General features: G+C 64.8%; 5 protein-coding genes. All 5 read right to left on the reverse strand.

Going from position 1 to position 23,548, the window contains the following annotated elements:
- Positions 1–14 precede the first annotated feature (14 nt).
- The 5 genes from L6D81_RS21405 to L6D81_RS21425 are packed head-to-tail and all read right to left on the reverse strand — an operon-like array spanning position 15 to position 23,112.
- A complete protein-coding gene (locus tag L6D81_RS21405) occupies positions 15–221 on the reverse strand; it encodes an MbtH family protein (protein ID WP_236181833.1) in 207 nt (68 codons plus the stop codon).
- Positions 214–903: a hypothetical protein gene (locus L6D81_RS21410; protein WP_236181834.1), complete on the reverse strand. Its 690-nt coding sequence runs from the start codon at positions 901–903 to the stop codon at positions 214–216. Before L6D81_RS21410 ends, L6D81_RS21405 begins: the two co-directional genes overlap by 8 nt.
- Positions 900–9,995: an amino acid adenylation domain-containing protein gene (locus L6D81_RS21415; protein ID WP_373874326.1), complete on the reverse strand. Its 9,096-nt coding sequence runs from the start codon at positions 9,993–9,995 to the stop codon at positions 900–902. Before L6D81_RS21415 ends, L6D81_RS21410 begins: the two co-directional genes overlap by 4 nt.
- A complete protein-coding gene (locus L6D81_RS21420) occupies positions 9,995–14,107 on the reverse strand; it encodes a non-ribosomal peptide synthetase (protein ID WP_236181836.1) in 4,113 nt (1,370 codons plus the stop codon). The genes L6D81_RS21415 and L6D81_RS21420 overlap by 1 nt, the downstream gene beginning before the upstream one ends.
- Positions 14,104–23,112, reverse strand: a complete 9,009-nt coding sequence (locus tag L6D81_RS21425) for a non-ribosomal peptide synthetase (protein ID WP_236181837.1) — start codon at positions 23,110–23,112, stop codon at positions 14,104–14,106. Before L6D81_RS21425 ends, L6D81_RS21420 begins: the two co-directional genes overlap by 4 nt.
- Positions 23,113–23,548 lie beyond the last annotated feature (436 nt).

Here is a 23,548-nt window from a genome sequence, read left to right on the forward strand (position 1 = left end):
TTCCCTCACCTTTTTTATTGGAACGACACCGACGACTGCTCGCGCAGCGAACGCGGGCGCATGTCGATCCAGTGCTCGTTGATGTAATCCAGACAGACCTGACGCTCGCCGCGCATCCCCGCCTCGCTCCAGCCGCAGGCCATCGGCTTGCCCGCCGGCCACAGGGAATACTGACCCTGGGCGTTGATCACCACATCGAATTGCAGGTGTGCGTCATTCATGTCGTTCTCCTGTTGAACGGGATTGCAGTGTGGCCAGACTCCGGTCGAGCCCGGCGGCGAGATGGTTGAGTGCGGCATGCCGCTGTTCGTCGCTCGAAGCGCAGGCCCCGACGTACACCCGCACGGACGCCCCGCAGACCTGCGCGCAGGTGTCTGCGTCGTCGCCCGCGAAAGCCCGGGCCGACACCTCGGCGTTGGCGCTGGCATGAGCCTGGGCAAACGCCGTGGCGGCGGCCTCGGTATTGAGTTGTGCGTAGTACTCGGCGAACGCCTCGGCATCGCCGAAGTGTTCGGCAATCATGGCGCTGTTGGCCGGTGCGAGGCCGTAGGTCATCGCACTGGCGTGAGCCTTGGCGTAAGCCGCGTCGTAGGCATAGGCCTTGCGATACAGCGCCAGCAACACCGGTTTGAGCGTGGCCCGCCATTCGCCCTGACGCCCGAGCACGCCGAGTGCCGCCCGCTGATGCAGGCTTTGCAAAGCGAGCAGCGCCTGCCGATGTTCCGGCAAGGCTTCGCCGAGCATCGGCAGGACCACGTCGGCCTGCCAGAGATGAAACAGCTGAAACGGCACCTGCTCGTTGAACCGGCTCAAACGCAGACGCAAGGCCTCGTCCGGCTCGGCTTCGCACAGCACCTTGGTCAAGGCCAGCCACCATTGCGGCATCGAGGTCGGTTCACTCATGGCGCAGGCTCATCCGTACCAATGACCTCGGCCAGCAACCGCGCCCAGCGGCCCGCCACGATGCCGTAGTGATCGGTGTCCAGGGTTTGCCAGCTGCGCAACTGCGGCAGCAGGGCCTGCCAGTTGCGTTGCAGATCATCCGGATTCCAGGCATTGCCCAGCCCATAAGGATTGGCCTGCCCGGCACTGAACAACCGCACCGTCGTGGTCACCAGTGCCGGCGGCTGGAAGTCGATCATGCTGGCCATGTTATTGCGGCAACACACCGTCAGCCGTTGCAGATACGCCTGACGTTCTTCGGCTATGCCCTGCCCTTCGACCTCCGGCCAGCGCTGGGCGAACTCGCGCTGGAACACCTGCTCGATGGTCTGTTCGTCGATGCCGGCCAGTTGCGCACCGGCATCCGGCGCGGGCGGGTCGATCAGGTACAGCAACGGCTGCCTGAAGCGGTCGGCCCGGGCCTGATGACACAAGGCCTGCGCCACCCACGCCCCGAACGACCAGCCAGCCAGACGCCAGGTGCTGCCGAGCGGAAGGTGGGCCTTGATCGCCTCCAGATACTGGCTTGCACGTTCGTCCACGCTGATGTTCGGCAACTGCGGCACACGCAGCGCCGGGTCGGCGATCACGCACACGCCCAACTCCGCCGGCAGTGCCGAGACCAGTTCCCGATAGGCCTGAACATCGCCACCCACCGGGTGGATCAGGTACAGCCAATCGCGGCCGGCACCAGCATGCCATTGATCGATCCGCACCGCGTCGTGCCAGCCGTGCGGTGCAGCGTTGGGCGCCTCTTCAACCGTGGCGGTCGAGACCAACCCCAGCACTTCGCTCAGGCTGACCTTGTGGCTGAATTGCGACAGCTGGAACACCTCACCGGTGGCCGCTTGCAGCTCGTCGATCAGGTCGAGCAGCGTCAGCGAGTCCGCGCCCAGGTCGTACAGCGAGTCGTCGTCCTCCAGCTCGCCCACACCGAGCCACTTGCACAGGCACTCACGCAAGCGCGCCGACAGATCAACGCCCTTCGGCGCCTCGCCCGCTGCGGCCACTGCGCCATGGCGAACCGGATAAAACCTTCGCGCTGTGTCGATGCCGGTGGTCGAGATCAGCAGCTGCGGCAACTGCGTCGCCATCGCCAGATCGAACACCCGACAGCCCTCTTCGGCCGACAGACCGACCGTCAGATGCTCCAGATGCGCGGCGTCCCCGCCGTTGCTGGTGGTGGCCATGCCGATGTCGCGCCAGATGTCCCAGTTGATCCCCAGGCGCAGGCAAGCGTCGGCCGGGTTCGGGCGATAGTGGCTGAAGCCGTCGAGCACCCCGCTGGCCGCTGCGTAGTCCAGATGCCCCGCGCCGCCGAACAGAGCCGACATCGACGAGCAGTACAGGACAAACCCCGGTTTCAGATGCTCGATCAACGCTTCGACCGCCAGCATGCCGCGAGTCTTGGCGGCCATCGCCTCGGCCATTTGCCGGGCATCGCGGTGGCGAATCAGGCTGCCCGCACCGACACCCGCCGCATGAATCACCCCGCTCAGACGACCGTAACGAACGGCCAGTTGATCGAGGACCTGCGGCCAGCGCAGCAGGTCAGCGATATCCGCGTTGATGCAGTCGATCCGCGACGTGTACGCCGCCAGCGACGCGGGCAATTGCCCTTGGCGCGAAATCAGCACCACACGGCGTGCAGGTGCCTGCAACAGGTGTTCGCACAAAGTCCGGCCGATGCCGCCGCTGCCGCCCAGCACCAGAAACGTACCGTCTTCCGGCAGAAGCCCTGATGTCGTTGCTGGGCCGGTCAATGGCTGAGGCACCACGCGTGGCTGCCAGAGGTAACCGTCACGCACCGCCATTCGCCGAGGCCGTGAAGCCGGATCGCCAAGCAGCGTTGCCAACTCGCCGGCGTGCGTTTCGAGGCGCGACGACGGCCAGTCCAGCCAGTGGCAACGCACCGGGTATTCCTGCGGCACCACTTCGGTGATGCCGGCCAGTGCTGCCAGTTCGGGTCGCTGAACTTCGCCATCCACCGGACACGCCTGCCACGACATCAACCACAGCCGCAGACGTGTCGGGCGCGCGGTTTGCCCCCAGGCCTGCATCAGCGCACTGACCGTGTCCAGACAGGCCCACTGTGCCAGATCCAGAGATTGCTCGTTGACCGCGCCCGACACCGCCAGTGGCAAGGCATGCAGCCAGTCGAGTTCGCCGAGTTCAGGTTCTGCAACGTCGGTGAGCAAATGGTTCAGTGCGTCAGTGTCCAGCGGATCCAGCTCGAATCGGTCCGCGCTCAGGCGCTTGAAGCCATTGCCGGTGCGCACCTGAATCACCCGTCGATAGACAGTGTTCAGGCTCGCCAGCAACGCCGATTCCGGCGCTTCATGGCTGCACAGAATCAGCACCTCACGGGATTCCACCGTCGCTGTCGCACTCAGGCGTCGGATGCGCACCCACTGTCGTTGGTGGAACCAGTCCGCCAGCGGTTGTCGCGCAAGGGCTGGCGTTTCAGGTTCAGCAGCTACAGGCGTCGGGAAACGATACGGCTGAAGATCGAACGATGACGGCGGCAGATCCCACGGCGGCGGTGCCGAGCGCTGCGGCCACTGGATATTCGCGCCTTCGTACCAGGCGTCCAGCAGCTCCTGCGGCGATTGATCGACGATTTTAAGTTGCGCGCCCGAAGCGGTGACTTCCTTGATCGCTGTCGGCTGCAACGGAATGTCGTCACCCGACCGGCAGACCATCGCGAAGCGCCAGCGCAACTGCCGGCGACCCGACTGCAAGTGCCGCAGCAACGCAGCGCGCTGTTCCGGGTTCGCGTGCAGGTATTGGCGAATCGCCGCGACATCGCGCAGCAACTCCGCTCGACTGTGGGCCGAGACCATCAGCAGCGTCAACGTTTCCTCGACCCCATCCCGCACCTCGGGCGCAGCGCCGACGATGACATGCGCATTGGTCCCGCCAATCCCGAAACTGCTGACACCGGCCAGTCGCCGCCGCCCTTGCGGCCATGGCCGGGAGGTGGGCGGCACGTAGAACGGCGAATGCTCCAGATCGATCTGCGGGTTGATCCGGCCAAAACCGAGGTTCGGCGGCAGCACGCCATGGAACACCGCGAGGCTGGCGCGAATCAGCCCGACCACCCCCGCCGCCGCGCCCAGATGACCGATCTGGCTTTTCACCGAGGCCAGCGCGCAACTGCCGGCCGGCGCATCGCCGAAAGCTTTGGTCAATGCCGCGACCTCGATCGGATCGCCGAGCAAGGTGCCGGTGCCGTGGGCCTCGATGTAGCCGATGTCGGCACCGGTCAAACCGGCCCGGTTCAAGGCATCGCGAATAACCGCGCTCTGCCCGGCCACCGACGGCGCGGTGTAACTCATCTTGGCCCGACCGTCGTTGTTCAGCGCCGAGCCTTCGAGCAGCGCATAGATCCGGTCGCCATCGGCCCGCGCCCTGGCCAGCGGTTTGAGCACCACCACCCCGTAACCACTGGCGCCGAGGGTGCCGCTGGCGTCGTCGCTGAACGGACGACACAGACCGTCGGCGGAAAAGATGTGTTGCGAGCGGTGCCGGTAGCCCTCGGTCAGGGTCGGGTCGATCAGCACCCCGGCCGCGAGCATCACGTCACTGTCGCCCTGACGCAGCATCGAACTGGCCAGGTGCACAGCGATCAGCGAACTGCCGCAAGCGGCCTGCACACTCAGGGCCGGGCCGTTGAGGTCCAGGTGATACGCGGCTTTGGTCGCCAGAAAATCCTTGTCGTGATGCAGCGCCAATTGGAAGCCGTCCGGCAGATCGTCGTCGGCGGTTTCGCGCAGCATTTGCTGGAAGTACGTGGTTTCGCCGCAACTGGCGATCAGACCGATGCGCGGACCATCCGCCGACGGGACGATGGCCGCGTGTTGCAGGGCCTGCACGCACGCCATCAGCAGGTGCCGCTGTTGCGGGTCCATCAGGCGCGCTTCCTGGCGGCTGATGCCGAAGTACTCGGGATCAAAATCGAGCATGCCGGCCAACTGACTGCGGGCGCCGACCAGGCCTTCTTCCGCGGCAAAGTGCTCGATGCCCAGCCCATTGCCTTGCACCATCGCCCAGAACTCGGACAGGTTCTGCGCCCCGGCCACATTGACCGCCATGCCGATGATCGCCATCGGCGGGTGACCTGCATCGGTGTGCCGTACACGCGCCGCCACGTCCATCGATCCAGTCGAGAGGTGCGCCGCCAGACGTCGCACCGTGACGTGTTCAAACAGGTCGGCCATCGTCACCTTGTGCGGCAGTTCTTCGGCGTAACGGCCATGCAAACGCATCAGGCCGAGGCTGGTGGCGCCGGCCTCGAAGAAGGTCTGCTCCGGTTCGATGTCACGGCCGATCACAGCCTGGAACAACTCGCTCAGTTGTCGTTCCAGCGCGGTCAATTGAACAGCCGGTCCTGGCGTGCTGCGCCGCTCCAACGCCTCGCCCAGATTCAGCAAAGCCTTGCGGTCGATCTTGCCGCTGGGCGTGCGTGGCCAGAGGTCGAGCCGTCGGTATTCATCGATTCGCACATGGGCCGGCATTAGCCGCGCCACCTGACGATCCAGTTCATCGGAAGTCGCAGGCTCACCCTCAAGCTGCAGCCAGGCGATCAGCCGTGGTGGATCGGCCTGCACCGCCACCACCGCGTTGACCACTTCCGGCACCTGCATCAGCGCCGCCTCGATCTGCCCCAGCTCCAGCCGATGGCCGCTGAGTTTGATCTGCTGATCGTCACGTCCCAGGTAATGCAGGCAGCCTTGGGCATCGGCCCACGCCAGATCGCCGGTGCGGTAGTACAAACAGCCGTCTGCCAGCTCGACGAACCGCGCGGCGTTCAGCCCAGGATCAGCCAGATAACAGCGGGCAACCATCGGCCCCGCCACCAGCAGATAACCGCGACGGCCCATCGGCACCGGGCGATCATGCTCATCGACCAGCAGCAGCCGGGCATTGCCAACGGCATGGCCGATCGGTGCGCGCAATGGCCAGTCCCGCGCCACGGGCGGCAGGCGCAAGGCGCTGACCACGTGGGTTTCGGTCGGGCCATAGTGATTGAACAACGAGGCGTGCGGCATGCCGCCGAACCAGTGGCGCAGCGCATCGGTGCAGAGCAATTGCTCGCCGGCCGTGATCACCTCGCGCAACGCCGACGGGTAAACGCCCCGGGCCACGGCGGTTTGCGCCAGATGCTGCAAGGCCACGTACGGCAGGAACAGGCGCTCGATCCGCGCCTCGACCATGTAATCCAGCAACGCCTCGGCATCCTGACGCCAGCGCGGCGTGATCAGGTGATAACAACCGCCGCCGCACAGGGTGCTGAAAATCTCCTGGAACGACACATCGAACGACAGCATCGAGAACTGCAGAGTCACCGCTTTCGCCGGCAACTGCCCCTCGGTGCGCTGCCATTGCAGCAGGTTGCACAGGGTGCGTTCCGACACTTGCACACCTTTGGGCGTGCCGGTCGATCCGGAGGTGAACAGCGTGTACAGCGCCCGTTCACCGACGTGGCGTGGACGTTCGAACGTTCCGGCATCGGCGCGCAGATCGACCCGATGGGTGGCGAATCGTCCGGCGTTCAGGTCATCCAGTGCGGCCTTCGTCATATCGCTGAACAGCACACAATGCGGCTGCGCCTGTTCCAGCACCTGCTGCAGGATCGCCACCGGATAGGCGGGATCCAGCGGCACGGACGTCAGATTGAGTTTGGCCAGCGCCAGCAAGGCGACGATGTGTTCCACCGAGGCGTCGAGGAACAACACGACATGCAACGGTGCGGACCCGGCCGGCAACGGATGACGCTCGAGCAGGTTTGCCGCCAGAGCATCGGCCAGCGCATTCAGTTCGCTGTAGGTGAGGCGTTGCTGGCCTTGAACCAGCGCGACCGCCTCCGGTGTGCAATGCACTTGATGCTCGAACCCGTCCGCCAGTGTGTTGAACGGCAGCGCAATCCGAGGGCCCTCGCTGGCCGGTGGCAGGCTGCGTCGATACGGCTCCAGCAAATCGTTGAGGTTGGCCGCCGGGGTTTCCAGCAACAGGTCCAGGCCTCGGCGAAACAGCGCATTCAATGCCCGCATCTGTTCGCCATCAAAATAGCTGCACTGATATTCCCACCAGCATTCCAGTTGCGACCCGCTGCCCACCATCAACAGTGTCAGCGGGCACTTGGCGTGCAAGTGTTCGTTGAATTCCAGCGTCGCGCGCAGGTTCGAATCGGCCAGCGCTGCGTAATCGGTGTTTTCCAGCACGAACATGAAATCGAACAGCGAGGGGCTCGACGACAGCCGCAGGTCTTCCACCACATCCGCCAGCGCCACGTCCTGCAACGCCAGCACCTGGCGCACGGTGACGGTCTGCTTGCGCACCTGCTCGCTCAGGGTCAACGCCTGTTCAACGGCGGTCGGGATCAGCACGGTGTTGGCAAACATGCCGACCGTGTCTTCGAACTCCACCAGTGGCCGGTTGGACACCGGGCTGGCGATCCGTGGCCGCTCGCACCCGGTCAGGGCGTACAGGCTCCAGGCGAAGACACTGAACAGCACTTCGAAACGGGTCAGCCGCTGCTGGGTGCAAAAGCGTTCGAGGGCCGCGCTGCGCAATGGTCCCAAGGGTTCCCGGTGCAACCGGGCGGCGGGGCTGATTTCGCACACTGGCATCAACGCCGGCGACGGTTCCTCCTGCCGGCGCTGCAACTCGGCCAGGGCGCGGCGCTGGTCGCGATAATGCGGATCGACGCTCCACTGGCGCTGCCACTGGCCAAACTCCAGCGTCGTCAGTCGGGCGGGTGGCTGCGGGCTGTCGTGGCCGTGCAGGACATCGGTGTAAAGCTGATTCAGGTCGTCGAACAGCAGGTTCACCGACCAGCCATCGACGATGATGTGGTGCAGGTTCAGCAACAGCCGGCAGCTGCCATCGGCAAACGGCAACAGCCAGGCTTGAAACAGCTTCGGGGTGGTCAGGTCGAACGGCGCGGCGAACACCAACTCGGCGAAGGCTTGCCAGTTGTCCTCGGTGAAATGACCGACCGCAAAGGTGCGACAGACCGGACCCTGTTCGCCAATCACCTGATCGAGCTCATCGGCACCCGCCACGAACGCCGTGCGCAATCCCGGATGGCGCTGCACCAGACGCCCCAAAGCCTCGGCCAGTGCCGCAACGTCGACACCTGCCGCCAGATGCAGAATCAGCGGCACGCTGTAGGCGGTCGAGCTCGGCGAGCGTTGTTGCAACAGCCACAGCCGGCGCTGTTCGGCGGTCGCCGGCAGGCGTTTGGCGTTACTGACCGGGGGCGCAGGTGGGTAGATCGAATCACCGTTCGTTTCACCGGTCAGTTGTGCGGCCAACGACAAGAACGACTCGTTGAGCAGCGTATCGATGGCGATCTCGCGCTGCCAGCGAACACGGATCGCCGAACGCAGGCGCAGGGCCTTGAGCGAATCGCCGCCGCTGCCCAGCCAGTCGTCCTGCGCATTCAGGGCCGGTTGACCGAGCAGCGAACGGGCCTGACTCAGCAACCAGTCCAGCGCCGGTGAAACGCTTTCGTTATCCGTAGCCGCCAGGACTGGATGCCACGGACTCAACCCTTGGGCCAGCAAGCCGTCACGATCAATCTTGCCGTTGGCCGTCAGCGGCAGGCGCTCCAGCAGGAACAGCTGATGCGGCCGCATGTAGGGCGCCAGTTGTGCCCGCAGATGATTTTCGAAGGCGTGATAGTCCAGATCCCCGCGAGGCACGATGAACGCCAGCAACTGATGATCTTCAGCCGCCTGACGCCGCGTGCAGACGTACACCTGCGCCACGCCCGGATACTCCAGCATCCGCTGTTCAACCTCCCCCGGCTCGATCCGGAAGCCGCGAATTTTCACCTGCCGGTCGATCCGCCCCCGGTATTCGATCAAGCCTTCGGTATTGCGTCGCACCAGATCGCCAGTGCGGTAATGCACCTGCGCGCCACCGTCGAGGGCGGGCAAACGGACGAACTGGCGGGCGGTTTCTTCGGGCCGGTTGCGGTAGCCACGGGCGACACCGCTGCCACTCAAATACAGCTCGCCGACCTCGCCTGCCGGTACCGGTCGCTGCCGATCATCCAGCACCTGCACGCCGGTATCCGGCAACGGTCGGCCAATGGGCGCCGAGTCACCGGCAAAGTCACGGCTGATCGGCCAGCACAAGGCAAACGTGGTGCATTCGGTCGGGCCGTAGACGTTGAAGATCCGGCAGCGGCTCTCAGGATTGGCCCGATACCAGCCGCGCACGGCGGCAGCGCTGATCTGCTCACCGCCGATCAGCACCTGACGCACGCTGGAGAAACACGACGGCCACTCGACAATCAAGGTGTTGAACAGCGACACCGTCATGAACAGATTGTCGACCTGCGTGCGCTCCAGCACCTCGGCCAGACGTCGCGCATCCAGCACGTCCTCGTCAGCGATCATCACGGAGCAACCGCCGTTGAGCAGCGGCGCCCACAGCTCGAAACTGCAGGCATCGAACGCCGGGTTGGACAGGCAGGCAAACCGGTCCGTCGGACGAATCTCGATATAGCCGTCGGTGTGCGCCAGCCGCAGCAAGCCGCGCTCGCCCACCTCGACCGCTTTTGGCGTGCCGGTGGTGCCCGAGGTGTAGAACAGGAACATCACCTCGCTGAAGTCTTCGGCCAGCGCTTGCGGCGGAGCGTCCGGCTGATCGAACAAGGCCTCGACGCCGGTTTGCCAAAGCGAAGCCGACCACAACGGTTCTTCGTCCAGGGTCATCAGGCCGACACACGCCGCATCCGCCAGCATCAGTTCCCGGCGTTTACGCGGACTGGCCCGATCCAGCGGCACCACCACCGCGCCGACTTTCAACGCGCCGAGAATCGCCGCCAGCCATTGCCAGCAACGCGGCATGCACAACGCCAGCGACTGGCCGGGCTCGACGCCGCGCGCCAGCAATCCTCGAGCGATGCGCTCACTGGCGCTGGCCAGCTCGGCGTAAGTCAGGGTGACCGACTGATCGATCACCGCCGGGGCTTGCGGATTTCGCGCCACTTGCTCGGCAAAACGCGCAAGCAACGGCCTGTCTTTGGACGCACTCATCATTTCGCCTCCTGCGCGTCGAAGCGGTGCAGCTCCTGACGGATGATTTGCGAGACTCGATGGATTTCCGCGCTTTCGAGCATGTCCCAGTGCCCGCCGCTGACCAGTTTCGCCAGATAGCCACTGCCTGCGCGGCGACGCCAGAAGCCGCGCAGCTCATGCAACTGATGGCGGCTGAAATCTTCCCGCGCCTGGATCAGCACCACACGACCGGTGCGCGGCGCGCAGTCATAGGCGGCCATCGCGAGCCGGTTGTGGTTGTAGATGTTGAAATAGCGCTCGACCTGGGCGTCTTCGATGCCGGGGTACATGCCGTTGAAGCGCACCAGTTTGTCGCGGAACTCGGCCATGTCCACGGTGCCGATCTGCTCGCGAAAACCCGGATCGTCGCTGCCCTGGGTGTCGAGCAGCACCACCGTCACCTGACGATGCCCCGCCGCCGTCAACCGCCGCGCCATTTCATAGGCCACCAGACCGCCGAACGACAGCCCGGTGAGGATCAAAGGTTGCTGCGTCAGCGGTTCGATCTGGCGCAAGTAGGCCTCGGCCATCGCTTCGACCGTCGGCTCGGTGTTCTCCCCCGGATTCAACCCCGGCGATTGCACCCCGTAGACGCCAGTTGCATCCGGCAGCACCTTGGCCAGCGACAGGTAACAGAACGCCGTGCCGCCTGCCGGGTGAATGCACACCACGTTTTTTTGGCCGGTGCCGCGACGGAATTCGATCAGGTTGCTCTGGGCCAGCGCCGGGTTGGCGCCGACCCGCAGCCAGCCGCCCAGCGCTTCGATGGTCGGGTAGCTGAGCACCACGCGCACGGGCACTTCGACCGAAAACTGCTGGCTGATTTCATGGGCCATTTTGATCGCGGCGATGGAGGTGCCGCCGACATTGAAGAAGTTGTCGCGAATGCCGATCTGCGGCGCCAGCAACAGGCTTTTCCAGATCTGGTACAGCGCCAGCTCGATGTGATCGCGCGGGCTGCTCAGGTTGACCTGACGGTTGACCATTTCTTCATCCGCCAAAGCGGTCAGCGCCATACGATCGACCTTACCATTGGCGGTCAGCGGCAAGGCGTCGAGCCACAGATAGCTGCCGGGGATCACCGCTCTGGGCAACGTCGTCGCCAGATGGGCGTGCACCGCTGCTTCGTCCACGGTGTCGGCCACCACGCAACAGGCCACCAGCCGCTGATCCTGCGCCGCTTCGCCGACCATCAACACAACGGCGCTGCGGATACCCGGAAACGCTTCGAGCCGGGCTTCGATCTCGCCCAGTTCCAGGCGCACGCCGCGCAATTTGACCTGAAAGTCGTTGCGACCGAGAAATTCCAGCTGACCGTCCGGGCGATAACGCGCCAGATCGCCGCTGCGATAGAGCCGATCCCCTGCCACAAACGGATTGTCGATAAAGCGCTCGGCACTGAGCTGCGCCAGCCCCAGATAACCCCGGGCCACACCGACGCCGCCAATGTGCAGATGCCCGGTCACGCCCACCGGCACCGGTTGGTCGCGGTCATCGAGCACGTAAAAACGGTTGTTGGCAATCGGCCGACCAATCGGCAATTGCCGGGCCGGCACCTCGGCGCCGGGCTCCAGGGTCCAGATGCTGTTGATCACCGTGGTTTCGGTCGGGCCGTAGACATTGTGCAGCCGCGCATGGGGCAGACGTTCCTGAAAACGCCGGGCCAGGGCTGGCGGCAGTTCACCGCCACCACTGAACACATCGGTCAGCGACGTACACTGGCTGACCTCGTCGACCTCCAGAAACAGCTGCAACATCGCCGGCACGAACACCAGCGCCGTGACTTTCTGCTCGCGCACCTCGCGTGCCAGGTACGCCGGCTCGTAATGCCCGCCGGGCCGCGCGATCACCAGCCTTCCGCCGGTTGCCAACGGCCAGAATGTCTCCCACGCCGAGGCATCGAAACCGAACGGGATCTTGTGCAACATCGCCCCCGCCTCGCCGCAGACCTGCAAACACCACAGCAGCAGGTTGCTCAGGCCACGGTGGGCGACCATCGCGCCCTTGGGCAAGCCGGTGGTGCCGGAGGTGTAGATCACGTAGGCGAGATGGTCAGGGGTGACGCCGACACTGCGCGGATCGAGATTGTCCGCCGGCAACGATGCCCAGCTCGCGGCGTCTTTTTCGAGGTCGAGGATTGGCGCTTCCCAGTTCGAGCCTTGCACGGCCTGGCGCAAAATCCCGTGCGCCGAGCCGAGGGTCAGCAACACCGCCGGGGTGCTGTCGCCGAGCATATGACTCAGGCGTCCCAGCGGATAATCCGGGTCCAGCGGCACATAGGCGCCTCCGGACTTGAGCACCGCCAGCAGCGCCACCGGCAACTCAAGCGAGCGCTCGATGCACACCGCCACGCGCACGTCCGGGCCGACGCCCAGCGTGCGCAAATGCCGCGCCAGACGGTTGGCCTGGGCATTGAGTTCGGCATAGCTCAGGGATTCACCCTCGAACACTACGGCGCAGGCCTGAGGGTTGCTCGCGGCCTGCGCTTCGACCAGTTGGTGCACGCAAGGCGCCGCTTGCGTCAGCGGCGCGGCGCGGTTGAAGTCCACCAGTACCTGTTGACGCTCAGCCTCGTTCATCAACGGCAAGGCATTGATCGGTTGCTTGGCATCGGCGGCGATCTGCTCGAGCAGATGCCGATAGTGCCCGCTCACGCGCTCGATGGTCGCAACGTCGTAGAGGTCGGTGTTGTACTCCACCAGCAAGTCCAGCCGCCCTGCCCGCTCGACCCATTCGAACGCCAGATCGAACTTGGCCGTGGCACTGCTGGTGCCGTACGGCGCCAGTTCCAGACCGGGCATCTGCAGCGCGTTGCCTGGGGTGTTCTGCAGCACCAGCATCACCTGGAACAACGGCGAATGAGCGGGATCGCGCGGCGGGTTGACGGCCTCGACCACGCGGTCGAACGGCACGTCCTGATGGGCATGGACGTCGAGCATCTGGCCACGCACCTCGCGCAACAGCTCGGCGAAGGTCTGCTGCGGATTCAGGCGTTGACGCAGCACCAGGGTGTTGACGAAATGACCGATCAGCGGCTCGACTTCCGGGCGATTGCGGTTGGCGAACGGCGTGCCGAGGCACAAGTCCTGCTGGCCGCTGTGGCGCCACAGCAACACCGCCAATGCGCCCAGCAGCACGTTGAACAGCGTGCCTTGGGTCTGGCGGGCCAGCGCCGTGAGTTCGCGCAAGGTGCCGCCATCGACGGAGGAACTGAACGTGGCCCCGACATAGCGCTGCACCAACGGGCGCGGCCGGTCGGCGGGCAGGGTCGACAACAGCGGCGCGTCGTCCAGGGTGCGGCGCCAGTAATCGAGCTGCGCGTCCAGCACCGCACCGCCCACCCGCTGTTGCTGCCAGCAGGCGTAGTCGGCGTATTGCACCGGCAACGGCGCAAGCGTCGGCGTTGCACCACGCAGATAATCGCCGTACAGCGTCGCGACTTCATGCAGGATCACGCCCATCGACCAGCCGTCGGCGATGATGTGATGCACGCTGTACAGCCACAGATGTTCGTCGTCGGCCACGCGCAGTAACGACGCCCGCAGCAATGGGCCGGTGGCCAGATCGAATGACGCCCGGGCATCCTGCTCGACGGCGATTCGCACGTGCTGCTCGCGCTCGTCGGCAGACAACTGGCGCAGATCCGTCACCGACAATGACAGCGGCATCGACGAATGCACCACCTGACGCGGTTCGCCGTTCACGCTGCAAAACGTCGTGCGCAGGACTTCGTGGCGGGCCACCAGTTGGTTCAGCGCCCGCTCCAGTTGCGCGACGTCCAACTGCCCTTTGAGCGTTACCGCCGTCGGCACGTTGTAGAACGGGTTGCCGGGTTCCAGTTGATCGAGAAACCAGAGTTGCCGTTGCGAAAACGACAACGGCCAGGACGTGTGCGCGCCGGATCGGCGGGGAATTGCCGCGTCACCCTGCCCGCCGAGCAAGGCGATCAGTTCCTGCTTGTGACGCTTGAGCGCCTGGGTCAGTTCTTCGGTGAGAAACCCGCGCGGCGCCTTGCAGCGCAGCCTGTCACCGTCCACCTCGAGCACCACGCCATGGCGAGCGAACAACGCCAGCAATTGATCGGCATTCATACTTCGAACTCCTCCATGTCTTCATCGTCCAGGCTTGCGGTTACTGGCTCGATGGCAAACGCCTCGACCGGCGCGCGGTGTTGTTCATCGGCCGTGCGCAGCCCGCCGATCATCGAGTAGATCAATTCATGGCTTGGCCCGAGGTCGAACAGCGCCGTCAGTTGCTGCTCCTCGACCGAGCCGATGCCGCACAGGCCCAGGCCATGCTCGACGGCGGTCATGCTCAGCAACTGGGCCATGGCGCCGCTTTCGATGTGGCAGAAGTCGCGGCTGCGCTCGCCATACAGCGGGCGGATCGCGGCCATGTCGGCAATGAAAAACAGCGAGAACGCGGCGTTCTCGTACACCGGACGGTTGACGAAATAGTCGTAGGTGTCCGGGTCGAGTGCGCCGCTCTGGAGCGCCAGCAGACGATGCTGGCGGGGATCGTAGTAATACGCGCCGCCGGGTACGCCAAGCACGCGATCCGGCTTGACGTAGAGGTACGCCTGAATCGGGTACAGCCCGCCCGCCGACGGGAACTGGTATTTCACCTCGCCGTCGAGTTGCCCCTGGGCCAGTGCCGCCAGTACATGGGCAAAGGCCTGGGTGGCGATCGGTTGCAGAGCGTATTGACGCACCGAGCGGTAATCGCTCAAACGTCGGGCGAAGGCCGGGTCTTGCGGCAGGTCCAGCGCCAGCGCCGGCAGGGTCTGAGCGAAGTCGCGGCGTCCGCGCTGTTCGGCTTTGAACTGCGCCCGCTGCTGCGGATCCTCGATGATGTCCTGTACGGGTTCCTGAGCCTGCTGAACGTTGCCAAGCAGATCCTGCCGCGCCCGGTTCTGGCGGTACATGCCGAGCAGATGCAGCAAGGTCGGCTGGGCCAGCAATTGCGCCACATGCGGGCGGAACTGCAAGGCGCCGGACAAGGCGTTGCTGATCCGGACGATATCGATCGACGTTGCGCCGAGGTTCAGCAGATTGGCGTTGGCGGCAATGGATTCGCGCTTGAGCACGTCCTGCACGATGTCCACCAGCCGTTGCTCAAGCGGGCCCTCGACTTCCAGCGCCGGCCCTTGTTCCTCGATTTGCTCCGGTTCAGGCAGGCGTTTCTTGTCGACCTTGCCGTTGGACGATAACGGCCACGCTTCAACAAAGGTGAACGACGGCGGAATCATGTAGGCCGGCAGTTTGTCGCTCAGGTAGGCGCTGAAATCGCTGGCCTGCAACGCCGGGTCGGCCTTGAGCACATAACCCGCCAGACGCTTCTCGCCCAGCGTGCTGCCCAGAATCCGCACCACCGCGCTCTGCACGCCGGGATGGCGATTGAGCGCGGCTTCGATCTCGCCCAGCTCGATGCGATAGCCCTGGACCTTGACCTGATTGTCTTCGCGACCGAGGAATTCGATGTTGCCGTCCGGCAGCAAGCGTCCCAGGTCGCCGGTGCGATACAGCCGCTCGCCGGTCAGTGGATGATCGAAGAAACTGCCGGCGCTGAGTTTTTCATCGCGCCAGTAACCTTTCGCCAGACCGATACCGCCGATGTACAGCTGACCCGCGACCCAGGTCGGGCGCACTTGCAGCGCTTCATCCAGCACGTAGAAGCGCTGATGATCGAGGGCCTTGCCGTAGGGAATGCTGCGCCAGGCCGGGTCGACGTGTTTCACCGGATAATAGATCGACCAGATCGACGCCTCGGTGGCGCCGCCCAGGCTGATCAGTTGCAAGTCCGGCTGCAAGGCCCAGGCCCGCTCAGGCAGGGTCAGGGGAATCCAGTCGCCGGACAGCATCGCCACCCGCAGGCACACGGGCAACGCGCCGCCCTCGCCCTCCACGTACTCGACCAGCATGCCGAGCAGCGCCGGTACCGAGTTCCACAGGCTGACCCGATGACGTTCGATCAACGCCAGCCAATGCGCCGGATCGAGCGACAGTTGCGGCTCGAGAATGACCACCGCCGCGCCCACCGCCAACGTGCCGAAGAAGTCATAGACCGACAGGTCGAAACTCAGCGACGAGATCGCCAATACGCGGTCGTTCGGGCCGACGGCAAAGCGCCGGTTGATGTCGAGCAAGGTGTTGACCGCGCCGCGATGGTCGATCACCACGCCTTTCGGCTGCCCGGTGGAGCCCGAGGTGTAGATCACGTAAGCCAGGTCGCTTTCGTTCACCTGCACCGGTTGCAGTGGCAGTGCATCGTTTGAAACGTCATCGCTCACGGCAATGGCCGTGACCTGCGCCGGCCATTCGATTGTGTCGAGCAGCGCCGGTTGGGTCAGGGCCAGACTCGCCTCGGCCCGCTCCAGAATATGCCGCAGCCGTTCCGCCGGCTGAGTCGGTTCGATCGGCAGGTACGCACCGCCGGCATACAGAATCGCCAGGGTCGCCACCACTTGCTGCCAACCGCGCTCCATCACCACCGCGACCAAGCGGTTCGGCAGCACGCCCTGCGCTTGCAGGCGGGCGCCGAGTTGCCGGGACTCAAAACGAAGCTGGGCGTACGTCAGTTGCCGCGTACCGATCACCGCCATTGCGTCCGGTGTGGCGAGAGCCTGACGCTCGAACAGTTCGTGCATCAACGGCAGCGTTTGCTGACGGTCGACCGGTGCCGGCAAGCGTGCCTGCGGCAGCAGTTGTGGCGTGTTTGCGCCCCAGGCTGCCGGCTCGCACAGGCTGTCGAGCAAGGTGTTATAGGCGACGAACATCTGCTCGATCATCCCTTGCGGGAACAACTCGTCGATGCTGTCCCAGTTGAACAACAGGCGCCCTTCCAGCTCCAGCAACGTGTGGTCGAGCCACACTTGCGGGGTCTGGGTGATGCTGTGCATGTGCCGGGCGTTCAATGCGTCGGCCAGGTTGAATTCGGCCAGCTCCGGCGCCGCTTCCGACAGCGTGCTGTTGAACACGATCGGCATCGCCGTCTGCTGCACGCCCCGGGCCTGGGACAATTCGCGCAGCACCCGCACGCCGCTGACCACCGAATGGTCGATGTCGCGCCACAGTTGCGCCTGCACCGCGCGGGCCTTGTCGGTGAAACTCTGCGAACCGTCGATACCGACTTCCAGCAGCACCAGCGAGGTGAAGTCACCGATGATTTCGTCCACATCGGGATGCAGCGGCATGCGGTTGAACAGCGGCAGGCTCAGGGTGAAACGCGGCGTGCGGCTCCACAGCGCCAGCACTTCGCTAAACGCGCTCAGGAGCATCACCGACGGCGTCACCGCAAACTGTTTGGCCACGGCTTTGAGCTGCGTCCACTGCGCTGCCGACATGTCGCGGTCGCGACGGGTGAAGTGCGGGTTGGCGATACTTTCGGGTTGACGTACCAACGGCAGGTCCGGCGCCGGGGCCAGTGTGGTCACCCGCTCGCGCCAGTAGCCCAGCGCCTGCTCGTAGCGGCGGCCATTGCGCAGTTGCTGTTCGGCCAGCACGTAGTCGCGGAAAGTCAGGCCCGGTTCGGCCAGCTCCAGGGTCGGATCAACGTAAAACGCCATGAGTTCGCGGGCAAGAATCTGCGTACTCGCGGCGTCGACGATCAGCGCATCGAGGCTGATGTGCAGATGGGTGATGCCGTCATCAAGCAGCGACAGGCTGAACTCGAACAGCGGCCAGCGACTGGCGTCCAGCACCTGATGGGACTGGCGTTCGCGGGTTGCCTCGAGGGTGCGTTGCGCTACGTCAGCGGGCAACCCGCGCAGGTCGCTGCGGGGCATGCGATAGGTCGGCACCTGCGCCAGCACCTGTTGCGTGCCGTCGCTGAGGAACACCACGCGCAGCATGTCGTGGCGCTGGATCATACGGTTCAGCGCCAGCTCGAAACGTTCGGCGTCGAATTCGGGAATGCGCAGTTCTTCGTAGCCGTGAGCACTGACGCCGCCGAGGCTGACCGTGGCCTCGCGACCGAACCAGTAGGCTTGCTGGATATCGGTCAGAGGGAACGGTTCATGTCGATTAGCGCGATCCGGCTCGATCTGGATGAATGCCGGTTCAACACTTTGATCATCACGCGACACCTGCGCCGCCAGATCCCGCAACACCGGCGTCTGGAACAGGCTGCTCAGGGACAGTTGCGCGCCCATGCGCTGGTTGATCGCGTAGATCATCCGCGTCGCCAACAGCGAGTGGCCGCCGAGGTCGAAGAAGTTGTCGTGGATGCCGACCCTTTCGCACTTGAGCACTTCGGCCCAGATCTCGGCCATGTGCCGTTCGGTGTCGTTGCGCGGCGCCTCGTAAGTCGCCCCGGCGCTGCGTTCCGGTGCCGGCAGCGCCTGGCGGTCGAGCTTGCCGTTGCGGGTCAGCGGCAGTTGCGACAGGCGAACCCAGGCACTCGGGATCATGTGTTCGGGCAACTGGCGTTGCAGTTCGGCCCGCAGGCCTTCAGGGGTCGCGGTGCCGACCACGTAGGCCACCAGACGCTTGTCCCCGGCCACGTCTTCGCGCAGCAACACGGCGGCTTCCTGCACGCCGGGCTGCTGATGCAACAGGCTGTCGATTTCGCCGAGTTCGATGCGAAAGCCGCGCAGTTTCACCTGTTGATCGATGCGCCCCAGGTACTGCACGTTGCCATCGGCCAGGAATTTTGCGAGGTCGCCGCTGCGGTACATCCGCGCGCCCGGCTCGTCACTGAACGGATCCGGCAGGAAACGTTCGGCGGTCAGGTCCGGGCGGTTCAGGTAACCACGGGCCAGACAGGCGCCAGCGATGTACAACTCGCCCGCCACGCCGACCGGCACCGGATTCAAATGCTCGTCCAGCACGTACAGCCGCGCATTGGCGATGGGACGGCCGATGGGCGGCGCGTCCGGCCAGGACTCGGCCTCGTTGCAGTCAAGGCTGAACTGGCTGACCACATGGGTTTCGGTCGGCCCGTACTGGTTGTGCAACTGCGCACCGCCGAGCCCCCGGACAAAACCACGCAGTTCATCATTGATTTGCAAGGCTTCACCGGCGGTGATGATCTCGCAACCACCGGCCGGCATCGGCGCATCGGCCTCGGTCAGGCCGGCGAGTTGCTGCAACACGGCAAACGGCAGAAACGCCCGCTGTACGCCTTCGGCCACCAAGGTCGGGCGCAGCGCGGCGAGGTCCTTGCGACGGTCTTCGGTCATCAGCAACAGGCTGCCGCCCTGGCAGAGGGTGCTGCAGATTTCCTGGAACGAGACGTCGAAGTTCAGCGAGGCGAATTGAAGAACGCGCGGCGGCGTTGTGGCTTGAGCGAGCTGCCAGGCGATCAGGTTGTCCAGCGCGCGGCGGCTGTGGGCCACACCTTTCGGACGCCCGGTGGAGCCGGAGGTGTAGAGCACGTAGCCGAGGTTTTCCGGACTCACATTGATTTGCGGGTCATCCGTCGGGTGTTGCGCCCATTGCGATGCATCGGTGTCCAGGCAGCAGATTTTCGCCTCGTTAGCCGGCAACCCGGCCTTCAGACTCGACTGCGTCAGCAGCAGGATCGGCGCGGCATCGCTGAACATGAACGCCAGACGCTCGCTCGGGTAAGCCGGGTCGAACGGCACGTACGCCACGCCGGCCTTGAGGATCGCCAGCAGGCCGATGACCATTTGTGGCGAGCGTTCCAGGCACAGGCCGACGCGATGCTCGGGGCCGACGCCTTGCTCGATCAGGTAATGCGCGAGGCGGTTGGCGGCGCGATTGAGTTTGCCGTAACTCAACTGCTCACGGTCGGCGAGCAGCGCAACGGCGTCGGGCGTCTGCCGAGCGAGGGCTTCGAAGCGCGCCACGCAACCGGGCAGTGACGCGGTATCCCGCGCCGTACGGTTCCAGTCATGAACAATCTGCTGATGTTGCTCGGCGTTCAGTAACTTGATCGCGGCCAGCGACTGTTGGCTGTCGTCGACCATCTGCGTCAGCACCCGGCGCAGGTACTCGCCGAACTGCTCGACGGTGCCGCGCTCGAACAGGCCCGAGGCGTATTCGAGACCGCCTACGATCTGCCCGTCGCGCTCACTGAGGGCCAGTTGCAGATCGAACTTGGCCACGTGATGACTGCTTTCGACTGGCGTGACGTCGAGCCCGGTCAACAGCAGGTCGGAATCCTGATCCTGCTCCCAGGCAAACAGCACCTGAAACAACGGACTGTGGGCCAGACTGCGCGGCGGGTTGAGCAATTCCACCACTTGCTCGAACGGCAGGCCCTGATGCTCTTGAGCCTCCAGCGCCACTCGCCGCGCCTGTTGCAGCCATTGCGCCACCGACGGCGTGCCGGACTGAGTCATGCGCAGCGCGAGGGTGTTGACGAAGAAACCGATCAGCCCTTCCAGTTCCTGTTGCGGGCGGTTGGCCGATGGCACGCCGATCACCACGTCGCTCTGCCCCGAGAGGCGCGACAACAGCAGCGAAAACCCGGCCAGCAGCGTCATGAACAGCGTGGTGCCTTGCTGCATGCCCAAGGCTTTCAATCGCGTGGTCAAGGCTTCGTCGAAGACCAATGGAACAAAGCCGCCGAGGTAATCCTGCACGGGCGGACGCTTGTGATCGGTCGGCAACTCCAGCAGCACCGGCGCGCCCGTAAGGGTTTCGCGCCAGTAACGGCTCTGCTGCTCCAGCACCTCTGCGGACAGCCATTGCTTTTGCCACACGGCGTAATCCACGTACTGCACCGGCAACGGCGGCAGCGGATCGTCGCGATCCAGCAACGCCGCCGCGTACAGCTGACCCAATTCGCGGGTGAGCACACCCATCGACCAGCCGTCAGAGATGATGTGGTGCTGGGTCAGCAGCAACACATGGTCATCCGCCGCCAGCCGCAGCAGGCTGACCCGCATCAGCGGGCCCCGACTCAGGTCGAAGGGTCTGGCGCCCTCTTCGTCGATCAAGCGGGTCAGGCGCTCTTGCGCATCGTGCCCCTGCACGTCCGTCACCGTCAGCCGGATGCTGTGCGCCGGCGGCGAAACCAGTTGACGCCCTTCCCCTTCAACGGCGATGAACGTCGTGCGTAGCGCTGCATGCCGTGCCACCAGTTGATTGAAGCTGCGCTCGAGTGCCGGCACGTCCAGCGAACCACGCAAACGCAGGTTCAGCGGCATGTGATACGCCGCGTTGCCACCCTCCATTTGTGCCAGAAACCACAGGCGCTGCTGAGCAGACGACAACGTTTGCGCGCCCGTCCGTTCAAGGGCCGTGATGGCCGGGCGAGCCGCCGCCTGACTGGCTTGCAGCCGTTCGGCGAACGCCGCCAGAACCGGCGCGGCAAACAGCGTCGAAGGCGCCACTTCCAGCGCCAGCGTGTGGCGAACCTGCGCCAGCACGCGCATCACCAGCAACGAGTGGCCGCCGAGGGCGAAGAACTGATCCTGACGCCCGACCCGCTCCACGCCGAGGACGTCGGCCCAGATCGCGGCGAGCGCGGTTTCCAGCGAACCTTGTGGTGCCTGGTATTCCTGCTGATCAAATGCCTCGACGTCCGGTGCCGGCAGATTGGGCCGGTCAACCTTGCCGTTGGCGGTCAGCGGCAGTGCATCGAGACGCACGAAGGCGGTTGGCACCATGTAGTCCGGCAGGCTGATCTGCAGCTGTTCACGCAAGGAACGCGGGCTTAGCGTTGAGTCTGTTTTTTCGCAGTAGTAGGCAACCAGACGCGGTTCACCGGGACTGTCCTGACGCAGCAGCACCACGCTTTCCCGCACGCCCGGGATGTCGGCCAGCCGGGTTTCGATTTCACCCAGTTCCAGACGCAGGCCACGCAACTTGGCCTGGGAATCGTTGCGGCCGAGGAATTCCAGTTGGCCGTCGGCCCGATAGCGCGCCAGGTCGCCTGTTCGGTAAAGACGCTCGCCCGCCACGAACGGGCTGTCGATGAAACGCTCGGCGGTCAGTTGCGGCAGGTTCAGATAACCGCGTGCCACGCCGACGCCACCGATGTACAGCTCGCCCGCGACACCTTCGGCAACCGGTGCGCCGTCAACGTCGAGCAGGTAAATCCGGGTGTTGGGCAGTGCCCGGCCGATGGGCAGTACCGCGTCGATCTGGCTACCTTCGGTGAACTCGAAACAGGTGCTGTCGATGCTCGCTTCGGTCACGCCATAGGCCTGGACGATCTGCACCTGCTCACCACACAGCCTGCGTAATTGTCGTGCGCTGTGGGCGGTCCAGATGTCGGAGCCGCAGACCACGGTGCGCAGGAACGACAAGTCATGGCCAGTCTCTTCGACCCACGCCAGCAGCGGATTGAGCAGCGCCGGTACGAAATCGGCAAAGCCAATCTGCGCCTCGCGCATCAGCCGATACAGGGCCGGCGGGTCCATCAGGGTGTCCCGTGGACACAGCACCAGCGTGCCGCCGAAACCCAGTGCACGGATCACGTCCGCGCTGAAGACGTCGAAGGAAAACCCGGCCATCTGCAGGTGGTTGATCGGCTCGCCCAATCCATAGAGCCGCGCCCAGTCAGCGCTCACGGCCACCAGTCCGCGATGCTCGACCATCACGCCTTTCGGGGTGCCGGTGGAGCCAGAGGTGTAGATCACGTAAGCCAGATGTCGGGGTGTCAGGCCGATCGCGTGAGGATCGGGGTTGTCAGCCGACAGCGCAGCCCAATCCCGGGCGTCGGCCAGATCCAGCAGCGTCGGGGTGGTCGCCGACTGTTCGAGCGCTGCCCGCAAAACACCGCGCACCTGGCCGTGGGTCAGCACCACCGACGGTGCGCTGTCGGCCAGCATGTGCGCCAGCCGCGCCTGCGGGTACGCCGGGTCCAGCGGCACATAGGCGCCACCGGCCTTGAGCACCGCGAGTACGCCGACCAACATCTCCAGTGAACGCTCCAGACACAGCCCGACCCGCACGTCCGGCCCGACCCCGAGCTTGCGCAGGTGATGGGCCAGCCGGTTGGCGCGGGTGTTCAGTTCACGGTAACTGATTACCTCCTGCTGCCAGCGTGCGGCGATGGCCTCGGGGTTGCGCAGCACCTGCGCCTCAAACAGACCGTGCACGCACAGGTCTGCATCGAACGGTTTCAAGGAGCAAACGTCGGGCTGCGCGGAATTCGTCCCACGCAAGGAAGTGTTGTCGAACATCGGAGGCTACCGTCCATGACTACTTTATTTTTGTGATCAGGCGGAACAGAGCATGCCCCGCCAGTCAGGCCCCGGCTTCAAGGTGCCGGTACGGTCTTTCGAATTCAGGAGGATGGCGCGGCGCGCGCGTGCAGACTCGCGTTGAACGCGGGCACACGCAGAAATTCGGGGGGAGACAGGCTGGAGAAAAATGCCGCCGCGCGGTCGGCGCAGGCAACTGGAAAGTGGGCCGGATCATTGGCGACAGAGGTCGCCCCGTTCATTGCATCGACGATTGCAAACCGCGTGACCAATTGAAACCTCGACTTCCATTTGAGGGTCAACGACGAGGAACAACCTGCGCGGGGATGACAGCGCCAGGGTGGTCCCGATCGGCTGCGACTGCCGGGTCTGTGGACACGCGGCAATCTTCTGGCGCCGGGTTTGTGACCCGAAG

The sequence above is a fragment of the Pseudomonas sputi genome, assembly GCF_021603585.1.
GTDB classification, from domain to species: Bacteria; Pseudomonadota; Gammaproteobacteria; order Pseudomonadales; family Pseudomonadaceae; genus Aquipseudomonas; species Aquipseudomonas sputi.

Excerpts from the sequence above, each read along its gene's own strand:
- L6D81_RS21425 (WP_236181837.1), bottom strand. The coding sequence starts at position 23,112 with ATGTTCGACAACACTTCCTTGCGTGGGACGAATTCCGCGCAGCCCGAC.
- L6D81_RS21410 (WP_236181834.1), bottom strand. The coding sequence starts at position 903 with ATGAGTGAACCGACCTCGATGCCGCAATGGTGGCTGGCCTTGACCAAG.
- L6D81_RS21420 (WP_236181836.1), bottom strand. The coding sequence starts at position 14,107 with ATGAATGCCGATCAATTGCTGGCGTTGTTCGCTCGCCATGGCGTGGTG.
- L6D81_RS21415 (WP_373874326.1), bottom strand. The coding sequence starts at position 9,995 with ATGAGTGCGTCCAAAGACAGGCCGTTGCTTGCGCGTTTTGCCGAGCAA.
- L6D81_RS21405 (WP_236181833.1), bottom strand. The coding sequence starts at position 221 with ATGAATGACGCACACCTGCAATTCGATGTGGTGATCAACGCCCAGGGT.